General features: G+C 58.8%; 20 protein-coding genes. 6 read left to right on the forward strand and 14 right to left on the reverse strand.

Features of this window, described 5'->3' with window-relative positions; all coding sequences use genetic code 11:
• Positions 1-2: 2 nt before the first annotated feature.
• The 5 genes from A3730_RS10340 to A3730_RS10360 all read right to left on the reverse strand — a co-directional run bounded on the left by A3730_RS10340 (position 3) and on the right by A3730_RS10360 (position 6,756).
• Positions 3-983 carry a hypothetical protein gene (locus A3730_RS10340; protein ID WP_231883920.1) on the reverse strand — a complete coding sequence of 327 codons (981 nt, stop codon included), beginning with the start codon at positions 981-983 and terminating at the stop codon, positions 3-5.
• Between the two features lie 61 nt (positions 984-1,044).
• Complete coding sequence (locus tag A3730_RS10345) at positions 1,045-2,607, reverse strand: FGGY-family carbohydrate kinase (RefSeq protein WP_082872331.1); 1,563 nt, start codon at positions 2,605-2,607, stop codon at positions 1,045-1,047.
• A complete protein-coding gene (locus A3730_RS10350) occupies positions 2,607-4,169 on the reverse strand; it encodes a glycerol-3-phosphate dehydrogenase/oxidase (RefSeq protein ID WP_063520147.1) in 1,563 nt (520 codons plus the stop codon). Before A3730_RS10350 ends, A3730_RS10345 begins: the two co-directional genes overlap by 1 nt.
• Before the next feature lie 41 nt (positions 4,170-4,210).
• A complete protein-coding gene (locus A3730_RS10355; RefSeq protein WP_063520146.1) occupies positions 4,211-5,803 on the reverse strand; it encodes an FAD-binding oxidoreductase in 1,593 nt (530 codons plus the stop codon).
• A 134-nt stretch (positions 5,804-5,937) separates the two neighbouring features.
• Positions 5,938-6,756 carry a lysophospholipid acyltransferase family protein gene (locus tag A3730_RS10360; protein WP_082872332.1) on the reverse strand — a complete coding sequence of 273 codons (819 nt, stop codon included), beginning with the start codon at positions 6,754-6,756 and terminating at the stop codon, positions 5,938-5,940.
• 139 nt (positions 6,757-6,895) lie between these two features.
• Between A3730_RS10360 and A3730_RS10365 the strand changes: the two genes are divergently transcribed.
• The 3 genes from A3730_RS10365 (at position 6,896) to A3730_RS10375 (ending at position 9,717) form a co-directional block, all read left to right on the forward strand.
• Positions 6,896-7,561 carry an OmpA family protein gene (locus A3730_RS10365; protein ID WP_063520144.1) on the forward strand — a complete coding sequence of 222 codons (666 nt, stop codon included), beginning with the start codon at positions 6,896-6,898 and terminating at the stop codon, positions 7,559-7,561.
• A gap of 195 nt (positions 7,562-7,756) precedes the next feature.
• Positions 7,757-8,845: a bifunctional DNA-binding transcriptional regulator/O6-methylguanine-DNA methyltransferase Ada gene (gene ada / locus A3730_RS10370; RefSeq protein WP_231883921.1), complete on the forward strand. Its 1,089-nt coding sequence runs from the start codon at positions 7,757-7,759 to the stop codon at positions 8,843-8,845.
• A complete protein-coding gene (locus A3730_RS10375; protein ID WP_063521204.1) occupies positions 8,842-9,717 on the forward strand; it encodes a DNA-3-methyladenine glycosylase in 876 nt (291 codons plus the stop codon). The genes ada and A3730_RS10375 overlap by 4 nt, the downstream gene beginning before the upstream one ends.
• Before the next feature lie 5 nt (positions 9,718-9,722).
• Here the strand turns inward: A3730_RS10375 and A3730_RS10380 are convergent, their stop codons facing one another.
• Positions 9,723-10,967: an MFS transporter gene (locus A3730_RS10380; protein WP_231880720.1), complete on the reverse strand. Its 1,245-nt coding sequence runs from the start codon at positions 10,965-10,967 to the stop codon at positions 9,723-9,725.
• Between A3730_RS10380 and A3730_RS10385 the strand changes: the two genes are divergently transcribed.
• Entirely contained in the window at positions 10,961-11,794 is an 834-nt protein-coding gene (locus A3730_RS10385) for a patatin-like phospholipase family protein (RefSeq protein ID WP_082872333.1), read from the forward strand. The genes A3730_RS10380 and A3730_RS10385 overlap by 7 nt on opposite strands.
• On the opposite strand, the gene A3730_RS10390 is transcribed toward A3730_RS10385, so the two are convergent.
• The 3 genes from A3730_RS10390 to A3730_RS10400 form a co-directional block, all read right to left on the reverse strand.
• Positions 11,776-12,888 (reverse strand): ferritin-like domain-containing protein, encoded by a 1,113-nt coding sequence (locus A3730_RS10390; protein WP_063521203.1) that lies wholly within the window; start codon positions 12,886-12,888, stop codon positions 11,776-11,778. The two genes, A3730_RS10385 and A3730_RS10390, sit on opposite strands and share 19 nt — an antisense overlap.
• A gap of 122 nt (positions 12,889-13,010) precedes the next feature.
• Complete coding sequence (locus A3730_RS10395) at positions 13,011-13,466, reverse strand: PaaI family thioesterase (protein WP_063521202.1); 456 nt, start codon at positions 13,464-13,466, stop codon at positions 13,011-13,013.
• Positions 13,463-13,933, reverse strand: a complete 471-nt coding sequence (locus A3730_RS10400; RefSeq protein ID WP_363969984.1) for a PaaI family thioesterase — start codon at positions 13,931-13,933, stop codon at positions 13,463-13,465. Before A3730_RS10400 ends, A3730_RS10395 begins: the two co-directional genes overlap by 4 nt.
• Positions 13,934-14,335: 402 nt before the next feature.
• On the opposite strand from A3730_RS10400, the gene A3730_RS10410 reads away from it, so the two are divergent.
• Entirely contained in the window at positions 14,336-15,457 is a 1,122-nt protein-coding gene (locus A3730_RS10410; protein ID WP_063521199.1) for an alpha/beta fold hydrolase, read from the forward strand.
• A gap of 247 nt (positions 15,458-15,704) precedes the next feature.
• On the opposite strand, the gene A3730_RS10415 is transcribed toward A3730_RS10410, so the two are convergent.
• From A3730_RS10415 to A3730_RS10435, 5 genes are all read right to left on the reverse strand, one after another.
• Entirely contained in the window at positions 15,705-16,466 is a 762-nt protein-coding gene (locus A3730_RS10415; RefSeq protein ID WP_063521198.1) for a hypothetical protein, read from the reverse strand.
• Positions 16,467-16,574: 108 nt separating this feature from the next.
• The gene (locus A3730_RS10420; protein ID WP_063521197.1) at positions 16,575-17,369 is read right to left on the reverse strand and encodes a hypothetical protein; all 795 of its coding nucleotides are present in this window, start codon (positions 17,367-17,369) and stop codon (positions 16,575-16,577) included.
• Between the two features lie 136 nt (positions 17,370-17,505).
• Positions 17,506-18,096, reverse strand: coding sequence for a DUF805 domain-containing protein (locus tag A3730_RS10425; RefSeq protein WP_063538031.1), 591 nt, complete (start codon positions 18,094-18,096; stop codon positions 17,506-17,508).
• Positions 18,089-18,496, reverse strand: a complete 408-nt coding sequence (locus tag A3730_RS10430) for a YkvA family protein (protein ID WP_063520313.1) — start codon at positions 18,494-18,496, stop codon at positions 18,089-18,091. Before A3730_RS10430 ends, A3730_RS10425 begins: the two co-directional genes overlap by 8 nt.
• Positions 18,486-19,268, reverse strand: coding sequence for a ParA family protein (locus A3730_RS10435; RefSeq protein WP_039925960.1), 783 nt, complete (start codon positions 19,266-19,268; stop codon positions 18,486-18,488). The genes A3730_RS10430 and A3730_RS10435 overlap by 11 nt, the downstream gene beginning before the upstream one ends.
• 333 nt (positions 19,269-19,601) lie before the next feature.
• Between A3730_RS10435 and A3730_RS10440 the strand changes: the two genes are divergently transcribed.
• Positions 19,602-20,945 carry a cytochrome P450 gene (locus tag A3730_RS10440; RefSeq protein ID WP_063520314.1) on the forward strand — a complete coding sequence of 448 codons (1,344 nt, stop codon included), beginning with the start codon at positions 19,602-19,604 and terminating at the stop codon, positions 20,943-20,945.
• The last annotated feature ends 11 nt before the right edge of the window (positions 20,946-20,956 follow it).

Here is a 20,956-nt window from a genome sequence, read left to right on the forward strand (position 1 = left end):
CGTTACTCCTGATCAGACGGCGGGATGAGTGGTAAAGAGGTCTGGCCCCACCGCCGCCAATTTTCTGGTACCGAGCGGTTATGGGCTGCAAAAAACGCAGTTACCGAATCCATGATCGTAGCCACAGGCAGTTGTCGAGTCAGCGCCGTGCCAAAGGCGGTTTTCTCCGGGGTGTGGTTCAGCGTGCACTGCAGAGCCACATCCGCCAGAACCAGCACCTCCTGATGGCGCAGCCAGGCCTCGCGTAATGGCGAGGCCAGCCAGGCACACTGCTGGTATTCCAGCGCATACTGCCCTTCCAGCCACCACAGGTAAGGATCGTCACCCAGCGCTGTCAGCAACGCATCGTGCTGTTGCCGGTACTGGTCCATGCCGCCACTCGCAATTGCCCGGCGCAGCAACCAAACCATCGGCTGTTCGGATTCAAGCTGATGTTCCACAGCAATGCGCTCGCAGGGCTTGCCCAGACACTGGGTCAGCCACAATTTCAGTGCCGCAGGACGCCCTTGCGCCAGGTTGGCTACACGCGCCTGATTTTGTGACTCACCGAGCGCTTCCAGAAACGCCTTGCCTGCTTCACTTTGCAGCCAGCGGCCTTCTTCCAGTAGCGCGGTTAGCCGCATCCCGGAACTGTAATCGTACCAGTCGGTTAATGTGTAGGGGTTAGCCGGGGCCCCCTCCAGGCGGAGGAAGCTGATGGCGCCATCAGGAAAATGCAGCCGTACCCGCGCCGCAAAACGGCTGTCGCTTTCATTGAATCCGGTAATGGCAAAACGGTCGATGGGCTGCGCCTGCACCCAGGGTTTGATGGTCGACGCCGGCAACGGCACGATATCCTGGCGCTGTAACAGCACCCCCAGCTGGCCCTGTGATAGATCGGCCCGCAATTGGCTCAGGGTGTTGCTGTTATCGTCACTGTGCGCAGCCAAAGGCAGCACCAGCAAAGCGGCAAGCAGAGACAGCGTTGAGCACCAGCGGAACATGGACACAAACCGTGAAGACAATGGAGGTAAGACCCTACCACAGAGGACAGCGCGGGCGTGATTAAACCCGAGCCGGATAGCCGGTAATGCGGCGAATGGAACGGTATAACGGCGCCAGCCGAGGATATAACTTGCGGTAGACGTCCCGGTACAGGGCGTCGTAGTGACGTGCCGGGGCCGCCTCTGGCAGGAAGGTATCACCCGGGCGTGTCATGGCGGCCACCGCAGAGGGATAGTCCGGGTGCAGCCCCAAAGCAACGGCCGCATTGATCGCAGCCCCCAAACCGGAGGTTTCCGTGGTGTGGGGCCTCACTGCAGGCAAATTGAAGATGTTCGCGGTGATCTGCATGATCGCATCGCTTTGCGAGCCACCACCAGACACGCGCAGGGAGTTGACCGGAATGCGGTTACGCTTTTCCAGCCGTTCTTTTCCCTCACGCAGGGCATAGGCGATGCCCTCGATAATCGCTCGGTACAGGTGGGCGCGGGTGTGTACATCGCCAAACCCAATAATGGCACCTTTGGCTTCTGGCCCGGGAATACGCACGCCCGGGTTCCAGAACGGCTGCAGCATCAACCCCATGGCGCCCGGCGAAGACTCTTCCAGCAAGGCTTCAAAGAGCGTTTCCGGCGCCACGCCCAGCGTTTCGGCCTGCTGCACTTCCTGTTGCCCGAATTCACGCTTGAACCAGTTCACCATCCAGTAACCGCGCTGAACGATGATTTCGGAATTATAGCGGTCGGGCACGGCGGCGCCGTAGGCCGGGACAAAGGTGATTGGCTCGACATAGTGCGCGTTGCAGGTGTTGAACGTGGCGGTGGTGCCGTAACTGAGGTTGCCAATTTCCGGGGTAAAGGCGCCGGCACCCAACACTTCGCAGGCTTTGTCCGCGCCGCAGGCAATCAGGGGCAGCCCTGCGGGGATGCCTGTGGCCAGGCTGGCCTGCTCGGTGATCGCCCCCAGTGGTTTGCCCGGCTCTACCAGTTCCGGTAACTGTTCACGGCGCACCCGCAACGCCTGCCATTTAAGGTCATGGGCCGCTGCCCAGCAGCGCCTTTTATAATCGAAAGGAATGTAGCCCACCTGGGACGCGGTACAGTCCCGCAGCTGCCCGGTAAGCTGATAGGTCAGGTAGCCCGACAGCAGCAGAAAATGTCGGGTTTTCTGCCATAGCACAGGTTCGTCCACCGCCAGCCAGTTGCACTCGGCCTTGGCCTGGAACTGCCGCAGGGTTTCCCCCTGCCCGATCACTGTCACCGGGGCTGCCAGCCACCAGGGCAGTCGGGGGATGGAATCCGTGCGGCGCTGGTCCAGCCAGATAATCGCCGGGCGTATCGGTTGCTTGTGTTCATCAAGACACACCACCGAAGCGCGCTGGGTGGTCAGAGCCACCGCTTTAACCTGATGTTTGAGTGCGCCGTGCTGCTCCCATAATCCCTGGCAAGCGAGTCCGAGCTGCTCCCAGAAATAGCCGGCATGTTGTTCTGCCTGACCCGGTTCGAGGGAGAAATAAGGCTCGATATGCTGCTGGTAACGGGCGATCAACTCGCCGTCGCGATTGAATAACATGGCACGCACGCTTTGTGTGCCCTGATCCAGCGCCAGTACCAGCGGCTCATCCATCATCCTGCCTGCTTCTCCCGGATCTCGGCCGAAACGTTCGGCTCAGCAGCGGCACCAGCAGGTGTGGGCACGCCGTAGAAACGCTGGTGGATCTCCCGGTAGCGGATCAGCTCCTTGTCCCAGCGGCTGTCATCCCAGCCCAGGGCCTGTTGGATTTGCGCACGCAATGACGACAGCACCGCGATCCCTGCGGCGGGCTTGACCAGCCCAAGGCGGGTGCGGCGCAACATCAGATCATCCAGATGCACCACCGATTCATGGGCAAGGATCCACGCAATAAAGGCGGGGTTCGCCTGGTCCGCATGCAGAAACGCCTCCACGGCCTCGGGGGCATTCTCGATGGGCTCAAACCCCCGCGCTTTGCTTTTCTGGCTGCGACGGTGCTCTTTAGCGTCGATCAAACCGGTGGCCAACAGCGCATCCAGTGCAATCAACCGAAAGGTGGTGAGCTTGCCGCCGCTGACGGTGACAATGCCATTTTCACCCCACACCGCATGGTCCCGACGCTCCTTGGACGGATCCACGCCCTTGCCGGAGGCGATAACCGGGCGCACCCCGGCGATGGTCGAATAGATGTGATCACGGGTGACGTTGCGGCCGGGGAACTGGGTGTTGATCAGCTTGAGCAGGTAGACTACTTCCCGATCACTGGCCGCAGCTTCAATATCCATGTCCTGGGGGTGGTCCAGGTCCGTGGTGCCCACACAGGTCACCCCTTCCCAGGGGAACACAAACACCGGCCGACCATCATCGGGGTGCATCACCGTAAGGCAATCGTTAACCGGCAATGCGGCCGGGTCGATAAACAGGTGGCTGCCACGCAATGGCCGCACTCTGGCCTCAGCGCCGGAAAAACGGTCTGCCCAGGCTCCGGTAGCGCTCACCACCGCAGCAGCCTTGAGCGTGGACAGCTCACCACTGACCCGGTCTTCCACGGTAACAGAGAAGCCCTGTTCACCTTTCCCGCTCTGTTCGGCCTGAACAACACGCGCGTAATTTTGTGCTACCCCGCCATGGCGCGCCCCTTCCAGCAGCGTGCGCATGACCAGGCGGCAATCGTCGGTGAGCGCGTCGGTATAGCACATGGCCCCGGTGAGATCCTGATCCTGCAACCCGGGCACCCGCTTTAACAGCTGTGCCTTGTTCAGGTAACGGTGGTCGCGAATACCGGCCAGGAAATCGTACAGCCACAACACCGCCTTCATGGGCCAGCGCCCGGGGAATACGCCCTTGCGTAACGGGAAAAGATAGGTGGCCCGCTCCACCAGCCCCGGCAACTCATTGAGCAAACGTTCACGTTCCAGCAGTGAGTGGCGTGTCAGGGCAATATCGCCCTGGGCGATGTAGCGTAGGCCGCCGTGCACCATTTTGGAGGAACGACTCGAGGTCCCCCATGCGAAATCGGTTTGCTCCAATAGCAGCACCCGTTGTCCGCGACGGGCCGCCTCCAGCATGACACCGGCACCCGTGATGCCGCCACCGATAACGATCAGGTCCCATTGCGGCTTGCCCTGTGTGGCGGGTGCGGCCAGTTCTGTCAACGTGCGGCGTTGGCCGAGCATAGAGTCTTCCCCTGTTTGTCCGTAAGCGAATCGCGCCGGTATCAATCGTCGATCAAGCAGCCAGGATTCAGGCGATGCAGGGGGTCGAAGTGATCGACCAGCCGGTTCAGCACCGCCATTCCCTGCTCGCCTTTTTCGTGGTGCAACCAGGGCGCGTGGTCACGGCCTACGCCATGCTGGTGACTGATGGTGCCACCGTTCGCCACAATGGCCTCACTGGCTGCCTGCTTCAGCACCCGCCAGCGATCCAGCGTGGCTTGGTAACTGTCCGCGCAGCGAAACACGTAAGTGGTATAAATACTGGAACCCTGCGAGTACAAATGTGACAGGTGCGTAAAAACATGCACCTGCTCGCCGTCACCGGCGTTGTCACGTACCGCCTGTTCCATGGCCACCATGGCCGGGGTCACCCGATTCCAGTCCACGGCGGTTTCAAAGGTATCGACCACATAGCCGTGTTCCCACAGCCCGTGGCGCAGGTACGGTGAGCGGAAACGGGACTCTTCCCACTTTTTCCCCAGCAGGGTACCCACCATGACGCCACCAGCCTGACGGATCCGCTTGCGAGCCTGGCCGAGCACATGGCGCGCCTGCGCCTTGTCGCCGGTGACACCGAAGGTAATCATGCACTTGCCGTCACCACAGCCACGCACATTCAGGTAACGATGCAAAATACCGACCAGCTTTTCGTGGCCGGCCAACATCAGGTGCGTGCGGGTTTCTTCCGCATTGGACAGACGCAGCATGGAAAGCGGTATCTTCGCCTGGGTCATCTGCCGCACCAGCTCTTTGCCGGTATCCCAATCCGGGGCGAACGCCACCTGAAACGTTTCCGTTTCCGGCAACGGCGTGACCCGTACTTTGACTTCGGTGATCACCCCCATGCGCCCTTCCGAGCCGAGGATAATTTCCCGCAGGTCAGGCCCGGCTGATGAGGCCGGAATGGTAGGAATCGTCAATGTACCTTTGGGCGTTTCCACTCGACCACCGGCAAACATCTGCTCAATGCGGCCATAACGCATGGATTGCTGGCCACTGGAGCGGCTTGCCACCCAGCCGCCAATGGTAGAAAGCTCCCAGGATTGGGGAAAGTGCCCCAGCATGTAGCCCCGCTCACGGAGCTGTTGCTCCACCTTGGGGCCGGGTGTGCCAGCGCCAAACGTGGCGATCTGGCTTTGCGTATCCAGATCCATCAGCTGGTCCATGGCCGCCAGGCTCAAGGTCAGAACCGGTGCATCGCCCTCAGGGGGATTGATATGTCCTGCCACGGACGTGCCACCGCCATAGGGAATCACGGTAATGCCCTGGGCCAACGCCCAATCGAGCAGTGCGCGAACTTCTTCGCTGCTGGAAGGCGAGGCAACCCCATCCGGGAATCGCTCGAACTCACCGGAGCGCATGGCCAGCCAGTCGGGCAGGCTTTGCCCGCGCGCGTGACGCAGCCGGGTTTCCGCATCGGTCTTGACCCCTGGGTGTTCCGGTAGCCGGGACGCCGGCACTTGGGCAATCACTGCCGCCATTTCCGCGTCGGGTAGCGGTTCGGCACGGCCCAGGCGCGCCTGAATAAAGGCCAACCCGGACGGTTTCAACGGATAGTGATTATTGCTGTCACCCCAGCCATTCCAGCGTCGCATGCATACACTCCTTATTTTCACTCATAGTAGCCCTGACACGCCGCGCTTTCACTGGCGTGGCAGGACACTGGATGGACTATTTGTGACAAAGGCGTGATTTGGGCGTTACGTGCAAAGCCAAGGCTGCGGACGGGTTACAGCAACCAACGGCGCCAGCCTTGCTGACGTGCGGCTGCGCGCTCCTGATTCAGGGACTCGAGCATACCGTGAATCGACGCCGCGACGGTTTCACGCACCGCCCAGCAGGCGTCCGTCTCGCCCTGTTTGCCGGCCCAGGGAGCGGTTGAGATTGGTGCCCCGATCTGGAACCAGAGGGGCTCCGGCTTGGGAATCAGGGTGGGTCCCACGCCCCGACTCAATGGCATGAACATGTCGCCACCGCGTAACAGCTTGTCGAGCCGTGGGCGCTTCAGCAAAGTGCGGCCGAGCCAGGATTGCTGAAAATCGTTACCGTCGATCAGCACGCGGTAGGCTTCGTCGCAGCCTGCAGAGGCAAACGGGATAATGTCGTAACCGTGTTCGATGGCCATGCGCGCAAACCCGGTGCGTTTCTTCCACACCAGCTTGTGCACTTCATCCTTGCGCATGGCCACCTCCCGCGCTCCACCGGGAAAGACCAGTACCGGCTGCCGGGCCTGCATCAGTTGCGTGCAATTGTCGGGGTTGCCTTCCACCGCCCCCCAGCGTTTGAGCAATGGCCCCCAGCCCGGCACGCGGAAATGCAACCGATCTCCAAGGGCTCTGGGGAAAACGCCGGTTTCCCGGTACAACTCCAGCACGAAAAGCGGGGAATCAATCAGGCCGTACAGGCCATGATTACCCACAAACAGCGCCGGGCGCTGTGGGTCCACATTATCGGCACCAAATAGCCGGGGAGCGAAATAGCGCCGGGACACAGCCAGCAACCGGTCCATTGTCGCCAACGATGGCGGTGAAAAATCCTGAATAGCCAAGCGATATCCTGTAACGATTTGATCAAATTGGGTGCAGTCGTGACGTCGGCACTTTACCAGCTTTTACACTACCGCTATGGTTCATTCAGGCCTAAACCAGTAAAAAAACCAATATGTTATCGAATCCCAAGGAGCTTTCATGAAACGATTTGCCGGGTCACTTGCGCTGGCGAGTGCGATTGCCGTTACGGGCTGCAGCACAGTTAACCCCTACACGGGTGAAAAACAAACCTCCAAAGCCACATCCGGTGCGGCAATTGGTGCGGTCGCCGGCGCCTTGATCGGTATCGCCACGTCCGACAGCGCCAAAGAGCGTAAAGAACGCGCTCTGGCCGGGGCCGGCATCGGTGCGATTACCGGTGGTGGTGTGGGCTATTACATGGACGTTCAGGAAGCCAAGCTGCGTCAGAAACTCGAAGGTGCCGGGGTTTCCGTTACCCGTGATGGCGAAAACATCATTCTCAACATGCCGGGCAACCTGACCTTTGCCACCGACAGCACCAACGTTAAATCCTCTTTCGATCCGGTGCTGGATGCAGTAGCCGAAGTGCTTAACGAATACAAATCCACCATGATCCAGGTGGCCGGACACACAGACAGCACTGGCGGCGATCGCTACAACCTGCTGCTGTCCCAGCAACGGGCCCAGGCGGTATCCAACAAGCTGTCTGGCTTCGGGGTTGAACAGGTTCGTCTGGACACCGTGGGCTTTGGTGAAACCCAACCCATTGCCAGCAACAACACGGCCAGCGGACGGGAACAGAACCGTCGCGTGGAACTGACACTGCTGCCTTACACCAAGTAAGCACCGTAGTGATTCCCGCATGGCGGCGGGCCAGGCTCGCCGCCATTGTTTTACGTCCTCCCCTCTATTTTCAGCACCTGTGCTTTTTCCAATACAACCGCAATATTTCGAATGTGCGTTTGTCGTCCCTCCTCCATGCTCCCCGTCAGCTTCATTTCCCTTCATACTTCCTTTCAGAACTACGGGACAGGACCCATGCGAACAGGCCAACGCACAACCATGAATGCAGACCAGCAACGGCAACGCGCCATCAATGAACATCGGTGCATTCCTGGTGATCCCTTTGTGTATGGGGTCGTCACAACCGGTATTTTCTGCCTGCCCACGTGCCCATCGCGCCGCCCACGCACTGAAAACATTCGCCTTTTCGATAACGACAAGGCCGCCTTGCAAGACGGTTATCGCCCTTGCCGTCGCTGTCATCCGCTGGGGAACGCCCCGTCGCCCGCCACGACCACGGTGATTGCCCTGTGCCGCGCCATCGACATGGCGGAGCGCAAACCCACACTGGCAGAATTATCCGCGCAATCCGGCTGGACTCCCTTCCATTTGCAACGCCAGTTCAAGGCCATCACCGGAATCTCCCCGCATCAATATGGTGTTGCGGTCCGCCGCCGCCGAGTTCGCCAACAACTGCGTGACGACCAGCCGCTGACCCACGCCGCCCATCACGCGGGTTTTGATTCCAGCAGCCATCTCCATAGCTCCTCCGGGCAAACACTGGGCATGAAACCGGGGCAGTACCGCAAAGCCGGTAAAGGCCTGGCGTTGCGTGTCGCCATTGCGGACAGCTCGCTGGGCGCCGTGCTGGTGGCCGAAAGCAAAAATGGAATCTGTGCCGTCGCCATGGGCGATGACCCGGATGCCCTGCTGCGAGATTTCCAACAGGAATTTAGCGGTGCAGAGATATTACCCGGCAATAATGCATTCGATCAGCGTGTTGCCATGGTGATTACGCTGATCGACCAGCCTCTCGGCACACAGGCTTCGATGCCGGATGCCCTGCCCCTGGATATCCGGGGCACCGCCTTTCAGGAGCAGGTTTGGGCGATGCTGAGATCGATTCCGGCAGGGCAAACCCTCTCCTACCAGGCACTGGCAGAAAAGCTTGGCCGGCCCACCGCGGCCCGCGCCGTGGCGCGGGCATGCGCCAGTAACCGGCTGGCGGTGCTGGTGCCCTGCCACCGTATTGTGCGCGCCGATGGCGGCCTGTCCGGTTACCGCTGGGGGGTTGAGCGCAAGGCCGCCCTGCTCGGCCGCGAACAAGGACAAGAACAGGCGTGAGCAGCCTTTCGCTCGCGCTACCCGCACGCTTTGGTGTGCCTGCCTTTCTTGATTTCCATGGCCGTGATCGGCACGCCATTTCCGAGCGGGTGGAAGGCCATGTACTCCACAAGGCCGCTACCATCGACGGTCGCCCCTGCGTGCTCACCCTGGACTTCAGCCAGCCTGGCCAGGTCCGCGCCACGGCCAAGTCGCTCACCCGCACGGCATTATCCCGACACACTCGCGCCATGCTGGGCCTGGACCAACCGGTAGAGGCCTTCGAGAAGGCGATGGCGGAGCCGACCGCACTCGGCCACCTGGTGCAGCAACAGCGGGGCCTGCGTGTCCCGCAATCGGCGACCCCGTTCGAGGCTTTGAGCTGGGCCATTATCGGACAACAGATCAGCGTCAGCGCTGCTACTGCCATTCGTCGACGGTTTATTCAGCTGGCAGGTCAAGAAGTGATCAATGGCCTGCACTGCTACCCCGATGCCGTTGCGGTGAGCCAGCTGGATAGCAACGCGCTGCGTAGTGTCGGATTTTCAGCCAGCAAGGCGCAGACACTGTTGACGGTGTCGCAGCGCTGCTGTGATCACTGCCTGCTTCCCGACGCATTGCACTCAAACGCTGACGCACTAAACCTGGAGCGCGCCTTGCTGCGTATTCGCGGCCTGGGGCCATGGAGTGTGAATTACACGCTGCTACGGGGATATGGCTACCTGGATGGCAGCCTGCACGGGGATGTGGCGGTGCAGAAAGCGCTGCAACAGTTGCTGGCCTGGAATGAGCGCCCAGCAGCGAAGGCCACCCGGGATTGGCTGGCCGAATTCACTCCATGGCGGGCACTGGTGGCGGCGCACCTGTGGCAGTCGTTACAGGTGCAAGCCTGAACGTCTCAAGCCTTGCGGGCAAGCCGCCAGGCCAGCATCGACATGGGCAACAGCAACGCGATCACCAGCAGATAAGGCCAACGCTGATCCAGCGTGTACAGGCCGGTCCCAACCAGTGGCCCGACAATAAACCCCAGCGCCGGACAGGCGCTGGCCAGGCCAGCCACCCGGCCCTGCTCTTGCGTGGGCACCCTCAGGCTGGCCAGGGACATGACCGCAGGCATGCCAAACCCCAGGCCCAGCCCGACCAGCAGCACCGCCCCACTCATCCAGGCCTCCGTATTGGCCAACCAGAGAATAACGGCACCCGCGCCGATGCTGGGCACGGCCAGGGCGATCAGCAGGGTTGCGGGCGCCTTCAGCCATTGCACCACGATCAGCTGCCCTGACAGCGACGTCAGCGCCGCCATCATCATGGTCAGCCCCAGCGCCCTTGCCGCTTCGGTCGGGCTCATCTGGAACTGATCCTGAAACAGAAAACCCAGGGTTTGCTGAATCAGGGCAAAGCTCATAAACAGCATGACTCCGGTCAACAGCAGATCGCGCAAGCGCGGGTCCGCATAGGCGGCCAATCCATGGCGCAAAACGGAACGCAGCGGTACGGTGCGCGCGGTTGGCTGGTGCGGCGACGGCGGCAGCCACAAGGCCACGCTGATCGCCATTAGCGCGGTCAGTGCCGCCACCCCATAAAGCGGGAACACCAACGCAACGGCAGCGAGCATGCCGCCGGACACCGGCCCCACGACGGTGCCGATATTGTTGGCAGCACCGATGCGGCCCATCCCCTGGGTGCGTTGCTCCGGGGTGGTGATGTCAGCGGTATACGCAGCGGCCGCCGCCGGAGTTGCCGCCATGATGGCGGCCTGCAGCATGCGGCTCAGGACCAGAGCCGCCACCAGACCGACTCCCACCAGGGCACCGCGAAGTCCCAGATCAAACACCACCGCAAACGACAGCGTACCCAGCGAATAACCGGATAGACCGATTACCATCACTCGTTTGCGGCCCAGCGACTCACTCAAGGTGCCCCACACCGGGCTTGCCAAAGCAAACACCAGTGACGAGCAACTGATGATCAGCCCCACCTGCATTTCCGTCATGCCGGTGGCGCGCCCCAGTGATGGCAGCAGGGTAAAAACCAGGGTCTGGCCCAGTGCGGTTACCGCTACTGCCGCCAACAACATTGTGTGACTGAAGGCTCGCGAGATAGTCTTGCCGGCGATTTTGGTGGAAGGGTCAAGCTGTGGCATTACATATTCCGGTTCAAGGGGTAGCGGATCACGCACCGCCAGGGGGCGCATCTCATCAGGCGTTACTGGCGGATTGGCTGGCAGAGGCGTCGTTCACCCTCGCCATGTCATCCGGGTTTTTCGGCTTTTTTGCCCATTTCGGCACGCTGCGTGCCCTGCTTGACCATGGCCTGTCGCCCGCCCGTTTCTGTGGTTCCAGCGCTGGCGCTCTGGTGGCGGCTTGCATAGCCTCCGGCGCTAGCATCAATGCCATCGAAGACACACTGCTTAGCCTGGATCGGTCACACTTCTGGGACCCATCCCCCGGGCTGGGTTTGTTATCCGGTCAGGCTTTTCGACGGATGCTGGCGGGCCTGCTACCCACTCAGCGCGTGGAAGAGTCCCGAACCCCGCTGGCGGTATCCGCCTGGCAGGGAAAAAGCCGGCGCACGCAGGTGTTGCAACAGGGGGATCTGGTGGAAGCGGTATACGCGTCCTGTGCCGTGCCCCTGCTCTTTCAACCCGCCCGGATTGGCGGGCGCTACTATTGGGACGGCGGCATTGCCGACCGCCACGGGCTGGCTGCCACCTTCCCCGGAGAGCGGGTACTTTATCACCATTTGCAGTCCCGCTCTCCCTGGCGTGGCCGTAACAGCATGGCGCTGCATCACCCCTCGCGCCCGAATCTGGTCACCCTTGCCATTGACGGCCTGGTCCGCTCCGGCCCCGGCAAGCTGGAACAGGGCCGCTTGGCCATGCGCCAGGCCTATAACGCCACCGGCCGGGCATTGGCCCGGCCGGTGGCTGATGCATTGATCATCGAATCGGTTCAGGACGCCTCGTCGTAAAGAGGCTTGGAAAGCTCTGCCCAATCGATCTGCCCATCGTCCACCAGGTTTTCAAACTGCAGGATGCCCAGCTCCTCAAACCGTGGTCTCACGGAATCGGTGAGCAGACCAATGCGTTTGAGGTTAGGCATGATCCGGGTAAACAGCAGATTGCGGAATTGCGCCATGATGGAGGATGACAAAACCTGCTCTCGGGCTTCGTTCACATCCCAGCCAAAGTGCTCGAACACTTCCGTGCTGATTAGGCGCTCCCGCATGACCACGCAGGCCTCGAAGGCGAAGTGGGCGCGCTCCTCTTTCTCCTCTTCAGACAGAGTCTCAACAAAGTCCTCCAAGTAATTGACACCAAAGGTAACGTGCCTTGCTTCATCGCGAATAACCAGGTGAATAATCTGCTTCAGCAGGGGGTCTTGGGCGGTCAGTTTCAGGGTATTAAACGCGGCCAGCGCCAGCCCTTCGATGATGATCTGCATGCCAATAAACTTCAGATCCCAGCGCGGATCAGACAGGATTTTGTCCAGCAAGGATTTCAGGTTGGGGTTCACCGGGTAAAGAATGCCGATCTTTTCCTGCAGGTAACGGGTGAAAACCTCCACATGGCGCGCTTCATCAAAGGTCTGGCTGGCCGCGTAGAGTTTGGCGTCGTAGGTGGGTGCGCAACTGGCCAATTGGGACGCCACCAGCAATGCCCCCTGCTCCCCGTGTACAAACTGGGCCAGCATCCAGGCCAGGTTGTGCCAGCCGAAACGGAGCTTTTCCTCATCGCTGAGCGACTCAAAGGTGGACCAGCCGTTAAAGGGATTGAAGGACTGATCCAGTGGCACCTCGGATTTGGGGAAATCCTGCGACCAATCCACATCCATATCCGCATTCCAGTTGAGCTCTTTTCCCAATTTGTACAATTTGCGGATCCGCCCGTCGGCGGAGGAGTAGTCCCAGTTGTAATGCCCGGTAAGCGGGGTCTGGAATATTTCCACCACATCTTCAACGTGCTGTGTGGTCAGTTTGTCTTCAATATCCTCATGACCTGGGCCATCCCAGTTTTCATAGATACTGACATGGGCAGGCGGCGTGCTGACTTTAGTTATTTTCATGGGGCATCCCTGGTAGCGCTAAGTCATGACTCAACGCTAGGCGGATGCCGGGAAGGGAGCAATGTCGTGATATGACAATTAACGCCGTCCGTGGCGCCTAAACACAATGGATCAAGATCCGCTTAATCGGTGCTGCCATCGTCAGAAAGCAGAAAGTGAGCTCGGGCAATGGTAATCGGCTCCTGGCGGTTTTTTTGCCAGGCACTGATGCGCACGTTGGCGATACGCCGGCCCAGACGAGTCACGCTGCATTCGGCGTAGGTGTCGCGGAACAGCCCCGCGCGCAGATAATCGATAGTGAAATCGATGGTTTTCGGCACTTTGGGCTCGCCCATTTGCAGCAGGATGAAGATGATCGCCGCCTGCTCCATAAAACCGGCCACCGCCCCGCCGTGCAGCGCTGGCAAGGTCGGGTTGCCGACCACATTGTCGTGCTTGGGCAGCACAAAAGTCAGCTCGTCCCCCTGGGCAATCACCTGAATGCCCAGGAACCGGGCATACGGTACCCGGTCGATCAGGGCCTGATAGTCTGCCTTGCCGCTACGGCATTCTTCGATCAGCGTTTTCAGTGCTTTCATTGGCCCACCACCGTGCCTGCCTTGTCAATTTTTAACCGCGTATAGGTTGCCAACCCGGTGGCAATGGGCTCCTCGTCCCCCTCTTCTTCCCAGGTGGTGACACTGACAAAGGCCACGTGGGTGGTGAGCCGATAGCAGCGGGCCTCACACACCACAGCCCGCCCTTTCCCCGGGCTACGCAGATGATCCACGCGAAAATCGATGGTCGGAGTAATCTCGAACGTGGGGAAAGTTCGGCAAGTGATTGCCATGCCCCCAGCCTGGTCCATCATCGCGAAAATGGCCCCACCGTGCATGACTCCGGTCTCCGGGTTACCGACCAGATCGTCTCGCCAGGGCATTCGGACCCGGACGCACTCTTCAGTAGCGCTGACAACCTCAAGCCCAAGCACAACAGAGTGGCGGACGGAATCCAGGAAGCGATTGCATATGTCCTGGCGTGTATACGGAAGTGTTTTTTCTGTCACGGCGGCCAATGTCTCCAGCTGATATCCGGGGCAAGATTAACCGCTGGCGGCTAATCTGCAAGTGTTACCGTTTTACCATAGAAACGGCCTTGCTCTCTGCTAGGGAACCTTTGAATAACTCCTTGCATGCTCAGTCTTTCAGACTGGCTCGCAATCTAGGCGCGATTTTGATGGCATGCTGGTTGCCTGTCGAAAAAGCGCAACAACGAGTGCGGGCCAGCCTGAAAGACCCGGAGGGCGCGGCCTGAAGCGCACATCTGCTGCGCCTTTTCTCTAAGAAAGGGAACCACCCTGTCTGTCGAGACAAGGCGCAACAGCTGCACGCTTCAGGTCACGCTGAGTACGCAAGGAGTTATTCAGAGGTTCCCTAGGCTTCTCCGCCCATTTCAGGAGTCGTTTTGAATGGCTACATCACGATTAAAGAACAGCCTGCGGGCCGTTGGCCACATTGTTGAACGCAGGCGCCACCCGCAACGCTTTATCCAGGTGGATAAATGCCCGTGGGATGAAATTTATCGTGATGGCATCATGGCTGTACGCCATTACAGCCTGCCACCGGTGACCGAAGTCCCGCTTAACGATGACGTCCTGCCGGTTTCCGCCGACAAGCACCGCATCCCCCTGCTGCTGGTGCCTGCGCTGGGCATTCATTGTTGGACCTACGACTTGATGCCCAACCGCTCCATGGTCCTTTACCTGATGGCCCGCGGCTACGATGTATATCTGGTGGACTGGGGGAAACCGTCCAACGCCAATCGCAGCCTGGACCTGGACACCTATGTAAACCGGTGGCTTCCCTCTGCGGTGGATGCCGTAAAGGCCCATGCGGAAACCGAAACCATCAACATGATGGGCTACTGCATGGGCGGGCTGCTTTGCCTGATGTATCTGGGCGGCCACCATGACGCACCTGTCCGCAGCCTGATCACCATTGCCAGCCCGGTGAATTTTCACAAGAGTGGACCGTTCGGCAAGGCGCTGGGCCTGGCCGCCATTCCCGCCATGCAGATCCACGACTGGTTCCAAATTCGTCTGGAGCCGCTCAGCGACAAGCTATTTCACATTCCCGCCAACCTGCTGACGCTGGGATTCAAGATGACCAATCCCCCCGGCGTGGTCCAGGCCTACATGGATCTGATCCGTAATCTTGGTGACCGTGAATACGTGACTGAGTACATGACCATGGGCCAGTGGTTCAACGATATGGTGGATTATCCCGGTGCGGTGGTCCGTGAGGTGATCGAGAAGATGATTCTGGCCAACAGCCTGGCTAGAGGGAAAATCCGGATCGGCGGGCGCAGTGTGGATTTTTCATCCATTCAGCAGGACCTGCTTTCCTTTGCCGGCATCACCGACAACATTGTCAGCCTGCGCGCAGCACGGGATGTGATGCATCTTGTCGGCAGCAAAGAGAAACGCTTCGAGGAAGTGCCGGGTGGCCATGCGGGGGTCTTTTCAGGTTCAAAAGCCCCCTCCCACGCCTGGCGCATCAGCGCTGACTGGCTGGTAGCGCGCTCGCAGTAGCCGCACCGCCTGGCCGAAAACCGGACCGCTTTATGGCTCTTCGCGGATCAGAGCGAATAATCCGGCGCTTTGCCAAAAGCTCGACGCCGGATGCCTGACGTAAACCCCATAGCCTGAGAGGCTGTCGTTATTGTGGTATCCCTTTTGAGGCGTAGTCAGGGACATCCGGCGTCCAGCGGCTGTCAGGGAGAGATAATGCGACAAGCTCCGAGGCAGGCTGATCACTCAATTCCGTGATGAACCCACTCTATGGCTGGGCCAGCTCACTCACCCGTTCCGCCATTTGCGTGGCATAGCGGTAGAACAGATAAGGAATTTTCTGCGTGTTCGGGTCATCCATACCGGGAATCGACTTGCGCACGAACGCCCAGCGTTGATCGATAAACGCCAGCACATCACTCGCCTGCTGATCCCCCGCATATTTGCCTTTCAGGCTGGCCAGCAACTCGTCGATGCCCCGGGCTTCCGCGCCAAAGTCCATGGATTGCAGGCCCGTGCCGGTTTTCAAACCCGCTGAGGGAAACGCTGCCAGGGCGGCATATTCACTAGCCAGACGCTGCATCGCCACGGATAACTGAGCGATATCCAGGTAGGTTGCATCGCCCGCCACATCAGCCTCTCGAGCCAGCGTATCCACCGCCAGCGTGGTGGTATTGATTTCACTCATGGCGCCGTAATCCGCATAGCCCAGTGAGGCCAGCGGATTATCCAGGGCGCGTGCGCTGAGTGCTTCCCAGGACGCATTGAGTTGCGTTGCAGTGTCTTTCTCACCGGGAGCGGCTTGCGCCTTCAGCGCATCCACATGTTGCTCGCCATCCGCCAACAAGGCTTTCAGCGCTACACGATCTTCCGGGTTGTCCCCACGAATCGAAAGCAGATGAAACCCCATACGAACACGCCATGCATCTGCCTGAACCAGTGCCAATTCCGTGGCGGACATTGCTGCCTGAGCCCCTGTTGACACCAATAGCAGCGTCGCAATCAGGCCATGTCGAATCCCTTTATTCACCCCAAACTCCCCCTATTCATGTAAACAAGAGCGGCTTAACACAAGCCACCATCAAAAAACCCCCGCACACATGCGAGGGTCAGTAGAAAGAGCCACGCTGGCTCCGCCTTATTCAACCGGCCCGAAGCTGGGCTTTTCTACATCCGTGGACGCCAGACTGATTGCCTGACTCATAGTGTCCACCATCTGGTTGGTGTACCGATAAATCAGATAAGACACCGCATTTTCATAAAACTTGACCATGGATTCACGAATAAACATCCACTTGACGCCTACCTGATTCAAGGCGCGGCTGATGGCTTCATCATCGGCATGGTTCTTTTTCGCCGCTGCCAGCATCCGCTCAAATTCGGGCACGGCATCCTTGAATTCAATGCGACCTTCATCCGAGCCCGACGCCATCCCCCCTGCCGGGTCTGCAGCGATATTCAGGTATTCTGAGGTCATGCGCTGAAGGTAAGCGGAAAGCTCGCGAATATCATCGTATTTGCCGTCGGTGGTGCCTGTGAACGATTCCATGCGCAGTGACATCTCCACTGGCAACTCGTTCACATCCTGGATGGTGTAAGAGTTGGTGAACCCCTGCTCCGCCATGGTGTTGCTTTCTGCAGCAGCTTTGAAAATACCCCAGCTCTTTTCAAGGTCAGCAACCAGAGAGCGCTCCTCGCTACCTTCTGCATCACGGCGTAACAAATCAATCCCGGACTGAGCCTGGTCAATAGCCTCATCAAGATTGGAAATATAGGTTTTGCTGCCGACCATGACGGTCAACATGTGGAAATCAGCGCGGACTTTCCACAACGCCAGTTCAAAATCTTCGAGTTCCGCATTGCTGATTGACGCAAATCCCTGCATTGGCAGCAACACCATCGCAATGAGACACCCCAGAAGACGCTTTCTCATAGCTACTCCCTAATAATCGCTATTATTGTTGTTACTGGTTATGGCTTTATTTATATCGCCAAGTCCGCTCTCCCCGGACCTGGATCACAAGACAATAGCATAAAAGGTAGCAAAAATAGGAGCCTGCGACTAATAGTTATCGAGCGTTAAGCGCCTGCTGTACCGGCTGCGCCCACCCCTGAGGAAGCTGGGCGAGATAAGGCGCCAGAAGGTCGGGCAGAAACCAACCCAACACCAACAAGACCATCATGGATAAAAGCACTAACACATTGATAAACCAACACAAACCGCCCACCAGCATAACCACGGTGCTAACCGGAGGGTTCGGCGTTCCGAAACGGTTCATCATGCTGCTGCCATCACCAAGATAGAGATAAAGCTGGAATGGCAAATTGACCAACGGCACAAACGCCAGGATGACCCACCAGCCACTTTTTTCCATATCGTGCAAACGGCGCACCAGAAGTCCAATTTGGTAGACCAGCAACGCCAGCGACACCACTGCGACGACGCCCCAACCCACCCACTGCGGCAACAGTTCGGCGGACAACAACAGGAAAAGGGCCATCAGCAAGCCCGACAGCAGCACAGCACCAAACTGGTAGCACGCAAACCGCAGGCGGCCAAGCCGTTGCCGCAGGCTGAGCACGGAGAGAGGCTCATAAACAATCATGCCCTTGCCCTGATAACCAGGCTTGAGTGATTCAGCCCCGTAGCCGTCATTCATTGTTTTCTCCCCCGGCCTCACCCTGCACATTGCGCCACTGTTGGTAGCGGTCCAGATCCGTGCGGGTCAGCTTAAGTGTGCGCGATATCACTGCAATATCATCCAGCAGACCCAACGCCACAATCGGGTCAGGGATAGCATCCAGCGGCATCAAAAAATAAACCAGCGCGCCAGTGATCGTTAGCAAGGTACCCCAGGGAACCGTTCGGTATCGCCCGGTTACCCAATCCCGTAGCAATGACGCCAGCAAGATCAGGTCGGCAAAGGTATCTCCGAGCCGAGCCTTGAACCGGTCCGAGCGATTAAAAACCGCCTGGACCAGCCAGCGGGTGGCCGTGGCAGAACGAAGGATTCGCCCCGCCCGACGCCGGGCCTCGACCCGGAACGGATTAACCGGCACTGATTTCCCTGAACAGCGCACGGTACTCATCGGTGAGCTTGTGCCGTGGCTGCATATTGACCAGTGGCGTCGCTTTCTCGTGGGATTCGCGCATCACTACACTGCTGGAGAGTTTGTTGGCAAGAATCGGCAACCCCTCTTCTTCGAGAGACGCCACCAACTCCTGAGGCAACCGCGCCCGAGGCTGGTATTGATTCACCACAATGCCTTCCACCTGCAGGTCATCATTGTGGTCTTCCCGGGCTTCCTGAATATTTTCCAGCAGTGTGTACAACGCCTTGCGGGAAAACGCATCGCAGTCAAAGGGAATCAGCACCCGATCAGCCGCAATCAACGATGACAAGGTGTAGAAGTTATACGCTGGCGGCGTATCCACAAAAATCTCGTCAAAGTCTTTCGCCAGCGCCTTCAGCAAACCACGCAGTTTGTAGATCTTGTGCTTGGACTCGAGCATATGCTCGATTTCCCCCAGCTCGCCATCGGACGGCAACACAAACAGGTTCTCAAACGGGGTGGCATGCACATAGTCACGCGGATCTTTTTCTTTCAGCCGAAACGACAGGGTCTGAGCAAAAAAAGTGCCGATGTTGGGTTTTGGCCCGTGCCCGTTACTGTACGCGGGCATGCCCAGCAAATACTGGCTGGCGTTGCACTGTGGATCCAGATCGACAACCAGGGTGCGTTTGCCCTCCGACGCGCTGATAGCCGCCAGATTGACCGTAATACTGGACTTCCCCACGCCCCCTTTCTGATTGAACACCACTCTACGCATTCCTTGTTCTCCTTAAACAGCAAGTATTGGCGTTGCCGAATCATACACAGCCTGCCAAGCCACTCACAGTGCCAAAGTGCCGGGCATAAACTGCTACTCAGACTGTCCACAGAAACTGTGGATAACCTGGTGAATAACCGCTGAGCGAAATCGGCAAAGCGTGGCCGATCAGACGCACGTTACGGTTCGATTAAAAAACACCCAAATTAAACGTGGACGCGAAATCTATTTACTTCCCCTTGCTGAGCGCCAGCAAGCGAGCTAAAAGTAAACACAATGTTTCATTTCGGCGCTTCACCTGCGCCGTTCACAGCTATTTTTCAGGTGCTCTATATGTCTCAGCCATTCTGCGCCCCGCCACGGACAAGCTCTCTCAAGGCAATCCCTGGTGATGCGGGATTGCCCCTTATCGGCCACACCCTGGCTTTCATGCGCGACCCGATTGGATTAATGCGCAAACGCTATGACACCTATGGGCCGGTATCCTGGAGCAGCGTATTTGGCTTGCGCATGATCCAGATGCTCGGCCCCGACGCCAACCAGTTCGTCATGCTCAACCGCGGCGACCTGTTTTCCAATCATGATGGCTGGGATTATTTTATCGGTCGCTTTTTCCATCGCGGTATCATGTTGCTGGATTTCGAAGAGCATCGCTGGCATCGCAAGATCATGCAGCAAGCCTTTAACAAGGACGTGCTGAAAGGCTATCTCGACCGCATGGGGCCACACATCGCCAGCGGGATCGCAGATTGGGAGCGTATTGATCAATTCAAGGTACTTGAGGAGGTAAAGCAGCTCACTCTGGATCTGGCCACGGATGTATTCATGGGCTATGAGCTGGGGCCGGAGGCAGATTCTATCAACAAGGCTTTCGTGGATACCGTTCGCGCCGGCACGGCCATCGTGCGTACCAGTGTGCCGGGGTTGCGCTGGTCCAAAGGCCTCAAGGGGCGACGGATTCTGGAAGCGTTTTTCCGCAAGGAATTACCTGCCAAGCGCGCCAGCCAGGAATCGGACCTGTTCAGCGCGCTCTGTCATGCCAGCACCGAAGACGGCGACCGGTTCAGTGACGATGACGTGATCAACCATATGATCTTTCTGATGATGGCCGCCCACGACACCACCACGATCACTCTCTCCACCCTCTTTTATTATCTCGCCAAGAATCCCGAGTGGCAGGAGCGGCTACGCGAAGAAAGTCGCGCCCTGAACAAGCGGGATCTGGAATATGACGATCTGCCCAGGCTGGAAGGTATCGGCATGGCCATGAAGGAAGCCTTGCGGTTGTGCTCACCGGTACCTTCCCTCCCCCGCAAAACAGTCAAAGATGTGGAATATGAGGGTTTCTTTATCCCCGCCGGCAGTTTTATCAACGTGGTGCCCTACTTCACCCATTATATGGAGGAGTACTGGCCAGACCCGGAGCGCTTCGACCCGGAACGGTTCAGTGCCGAACGGCGCGAAGACAAGGTGCATCCCTATGCCTGGATGCCTTTTGGCGGTGGTGCCCACAAGTGCATCGGCCTGCACTTTGCCGACCTGCAAGTGAAAGCGGTTCTACACCAGGTTTTGCTCAACTATCGATGGTCGGTGCCGGAGGACTACGAAATGCCGGTGGACACCAGCAGCCTGCCGGTGCCCGCCGATGGTTTGCCGGTTACCCTGGAAAAGCTGTAGCGCTTCTGCAG

This window comes from Alcanivorax sp. HI0044 (genome assembly GCF_001634945.1).

What these genes read in the sequence shown, in the direction of transcription:
- A3730_RS10355 (WP_063520146.1), bottom strand. Translation starts at nt 5,803, where the DNA reads ATGCGACGCTGGAATGGCTGGGGTGACAGCAATAATCACTATCCGTTG.
- A3730_RS10350 (WP_063520147.1), bottom strand. Translation starts at nt 4,169, where the DNA reads ATGCTCGGCCAACGCCGCACGTTGACAGAACTGGCCGCACCCGCCACA.
- A3730_RS10380 (WP_231880720.1), bottom strand. Translation starts at nt 10,967, where the DNA reads ATGCCACAGCTTGACCCTTCCACCAAAATCGCCGGCAAGACTATCTCG.
- A3730_RS10340 (WP_231883920.1), bottom strand. Translation starts at nt 983, where the DNA reads ATGTTCCGCTGGTGCTCAACGCTGTCTCTGCTTGCCGCTTTGCTGGTG.
- A3730_RS10365 (WP_063520144.1), top strand. Translation starts at nt 6,896, where the DNA reads ATGAAACGATTTGCCGGGTCACTTGCGCTGGCGAGTGCGATTGCCGTT.
- A3730_RS10410 (WP_063521199.1), top strand. Translation starts at nt 14,336, where the DNA reads ATGGCTACATCACGATTAAAGAACAGCCTGCGGGCCGTTGGCCACATT.
- A3730_RS10440 (WP_063520314.1), top strand. Translation starts at nt 19,602, where the DNA reads ATGTCTCAGCCATTCTGCGCCCCGCCACGGACAAGCTCTCTCAAGGCA.
- A3730_RS10435 (WP_039925960.1), bottom strand. Translation starts at nt 19,268, where the DNA reads ATGCGTAGAGTGGTGTTCAATCAGAAAGGGGGCGTGGGGAAGTCCAGT.
- A3730_RS10390 (WP_063521203.1), bottom strand. Translation starts at nt 12,888, where the DNA reads ATGAAAATAACTAAAGTCAGCACGCCGCCTGCCCATGTCAGTATCTAT.
- A3730_RS10420 (WP_063521197.1), bottom strand. Translation starts at nt 17,369, where the DNA reads ATGAGAAAGCGTCTTCTGGGGTGTCTCATTGCGATGGTGTTGCTGCCA.
- A3730_RS10425 (WP_063538031.1), bottom strand. Translation starts at nt 18,096, where the DNA reads ATGAATGACGGCTACGGGGCTGAATCACTCAAGCCTGGTTATCAGGGC.
- A3730_RS10395 (WP_063521202.1), bottom strand. Translation starts at nt 13,466, where the DNA reads ATGAAAGCACTGAAAACGCTGATCGAAGAATGCCGTAGCGGCAAGGCA.
- ada (WP_231883921.1), top strand. Translation starts at nt 7,757, where the DNA reads ATGCGAACAGGCCAACGCACAACCATGAATGCAGACCAGCAACGGCAA.
- A3730_RS10345 (WP_082872331.1), bottom strand. Translation starts at nt 2,607, where the DNA reads ATGGATGAGCCGCTGGTACTGGCGCTGGATCAGGGCACACAAAGCGTG.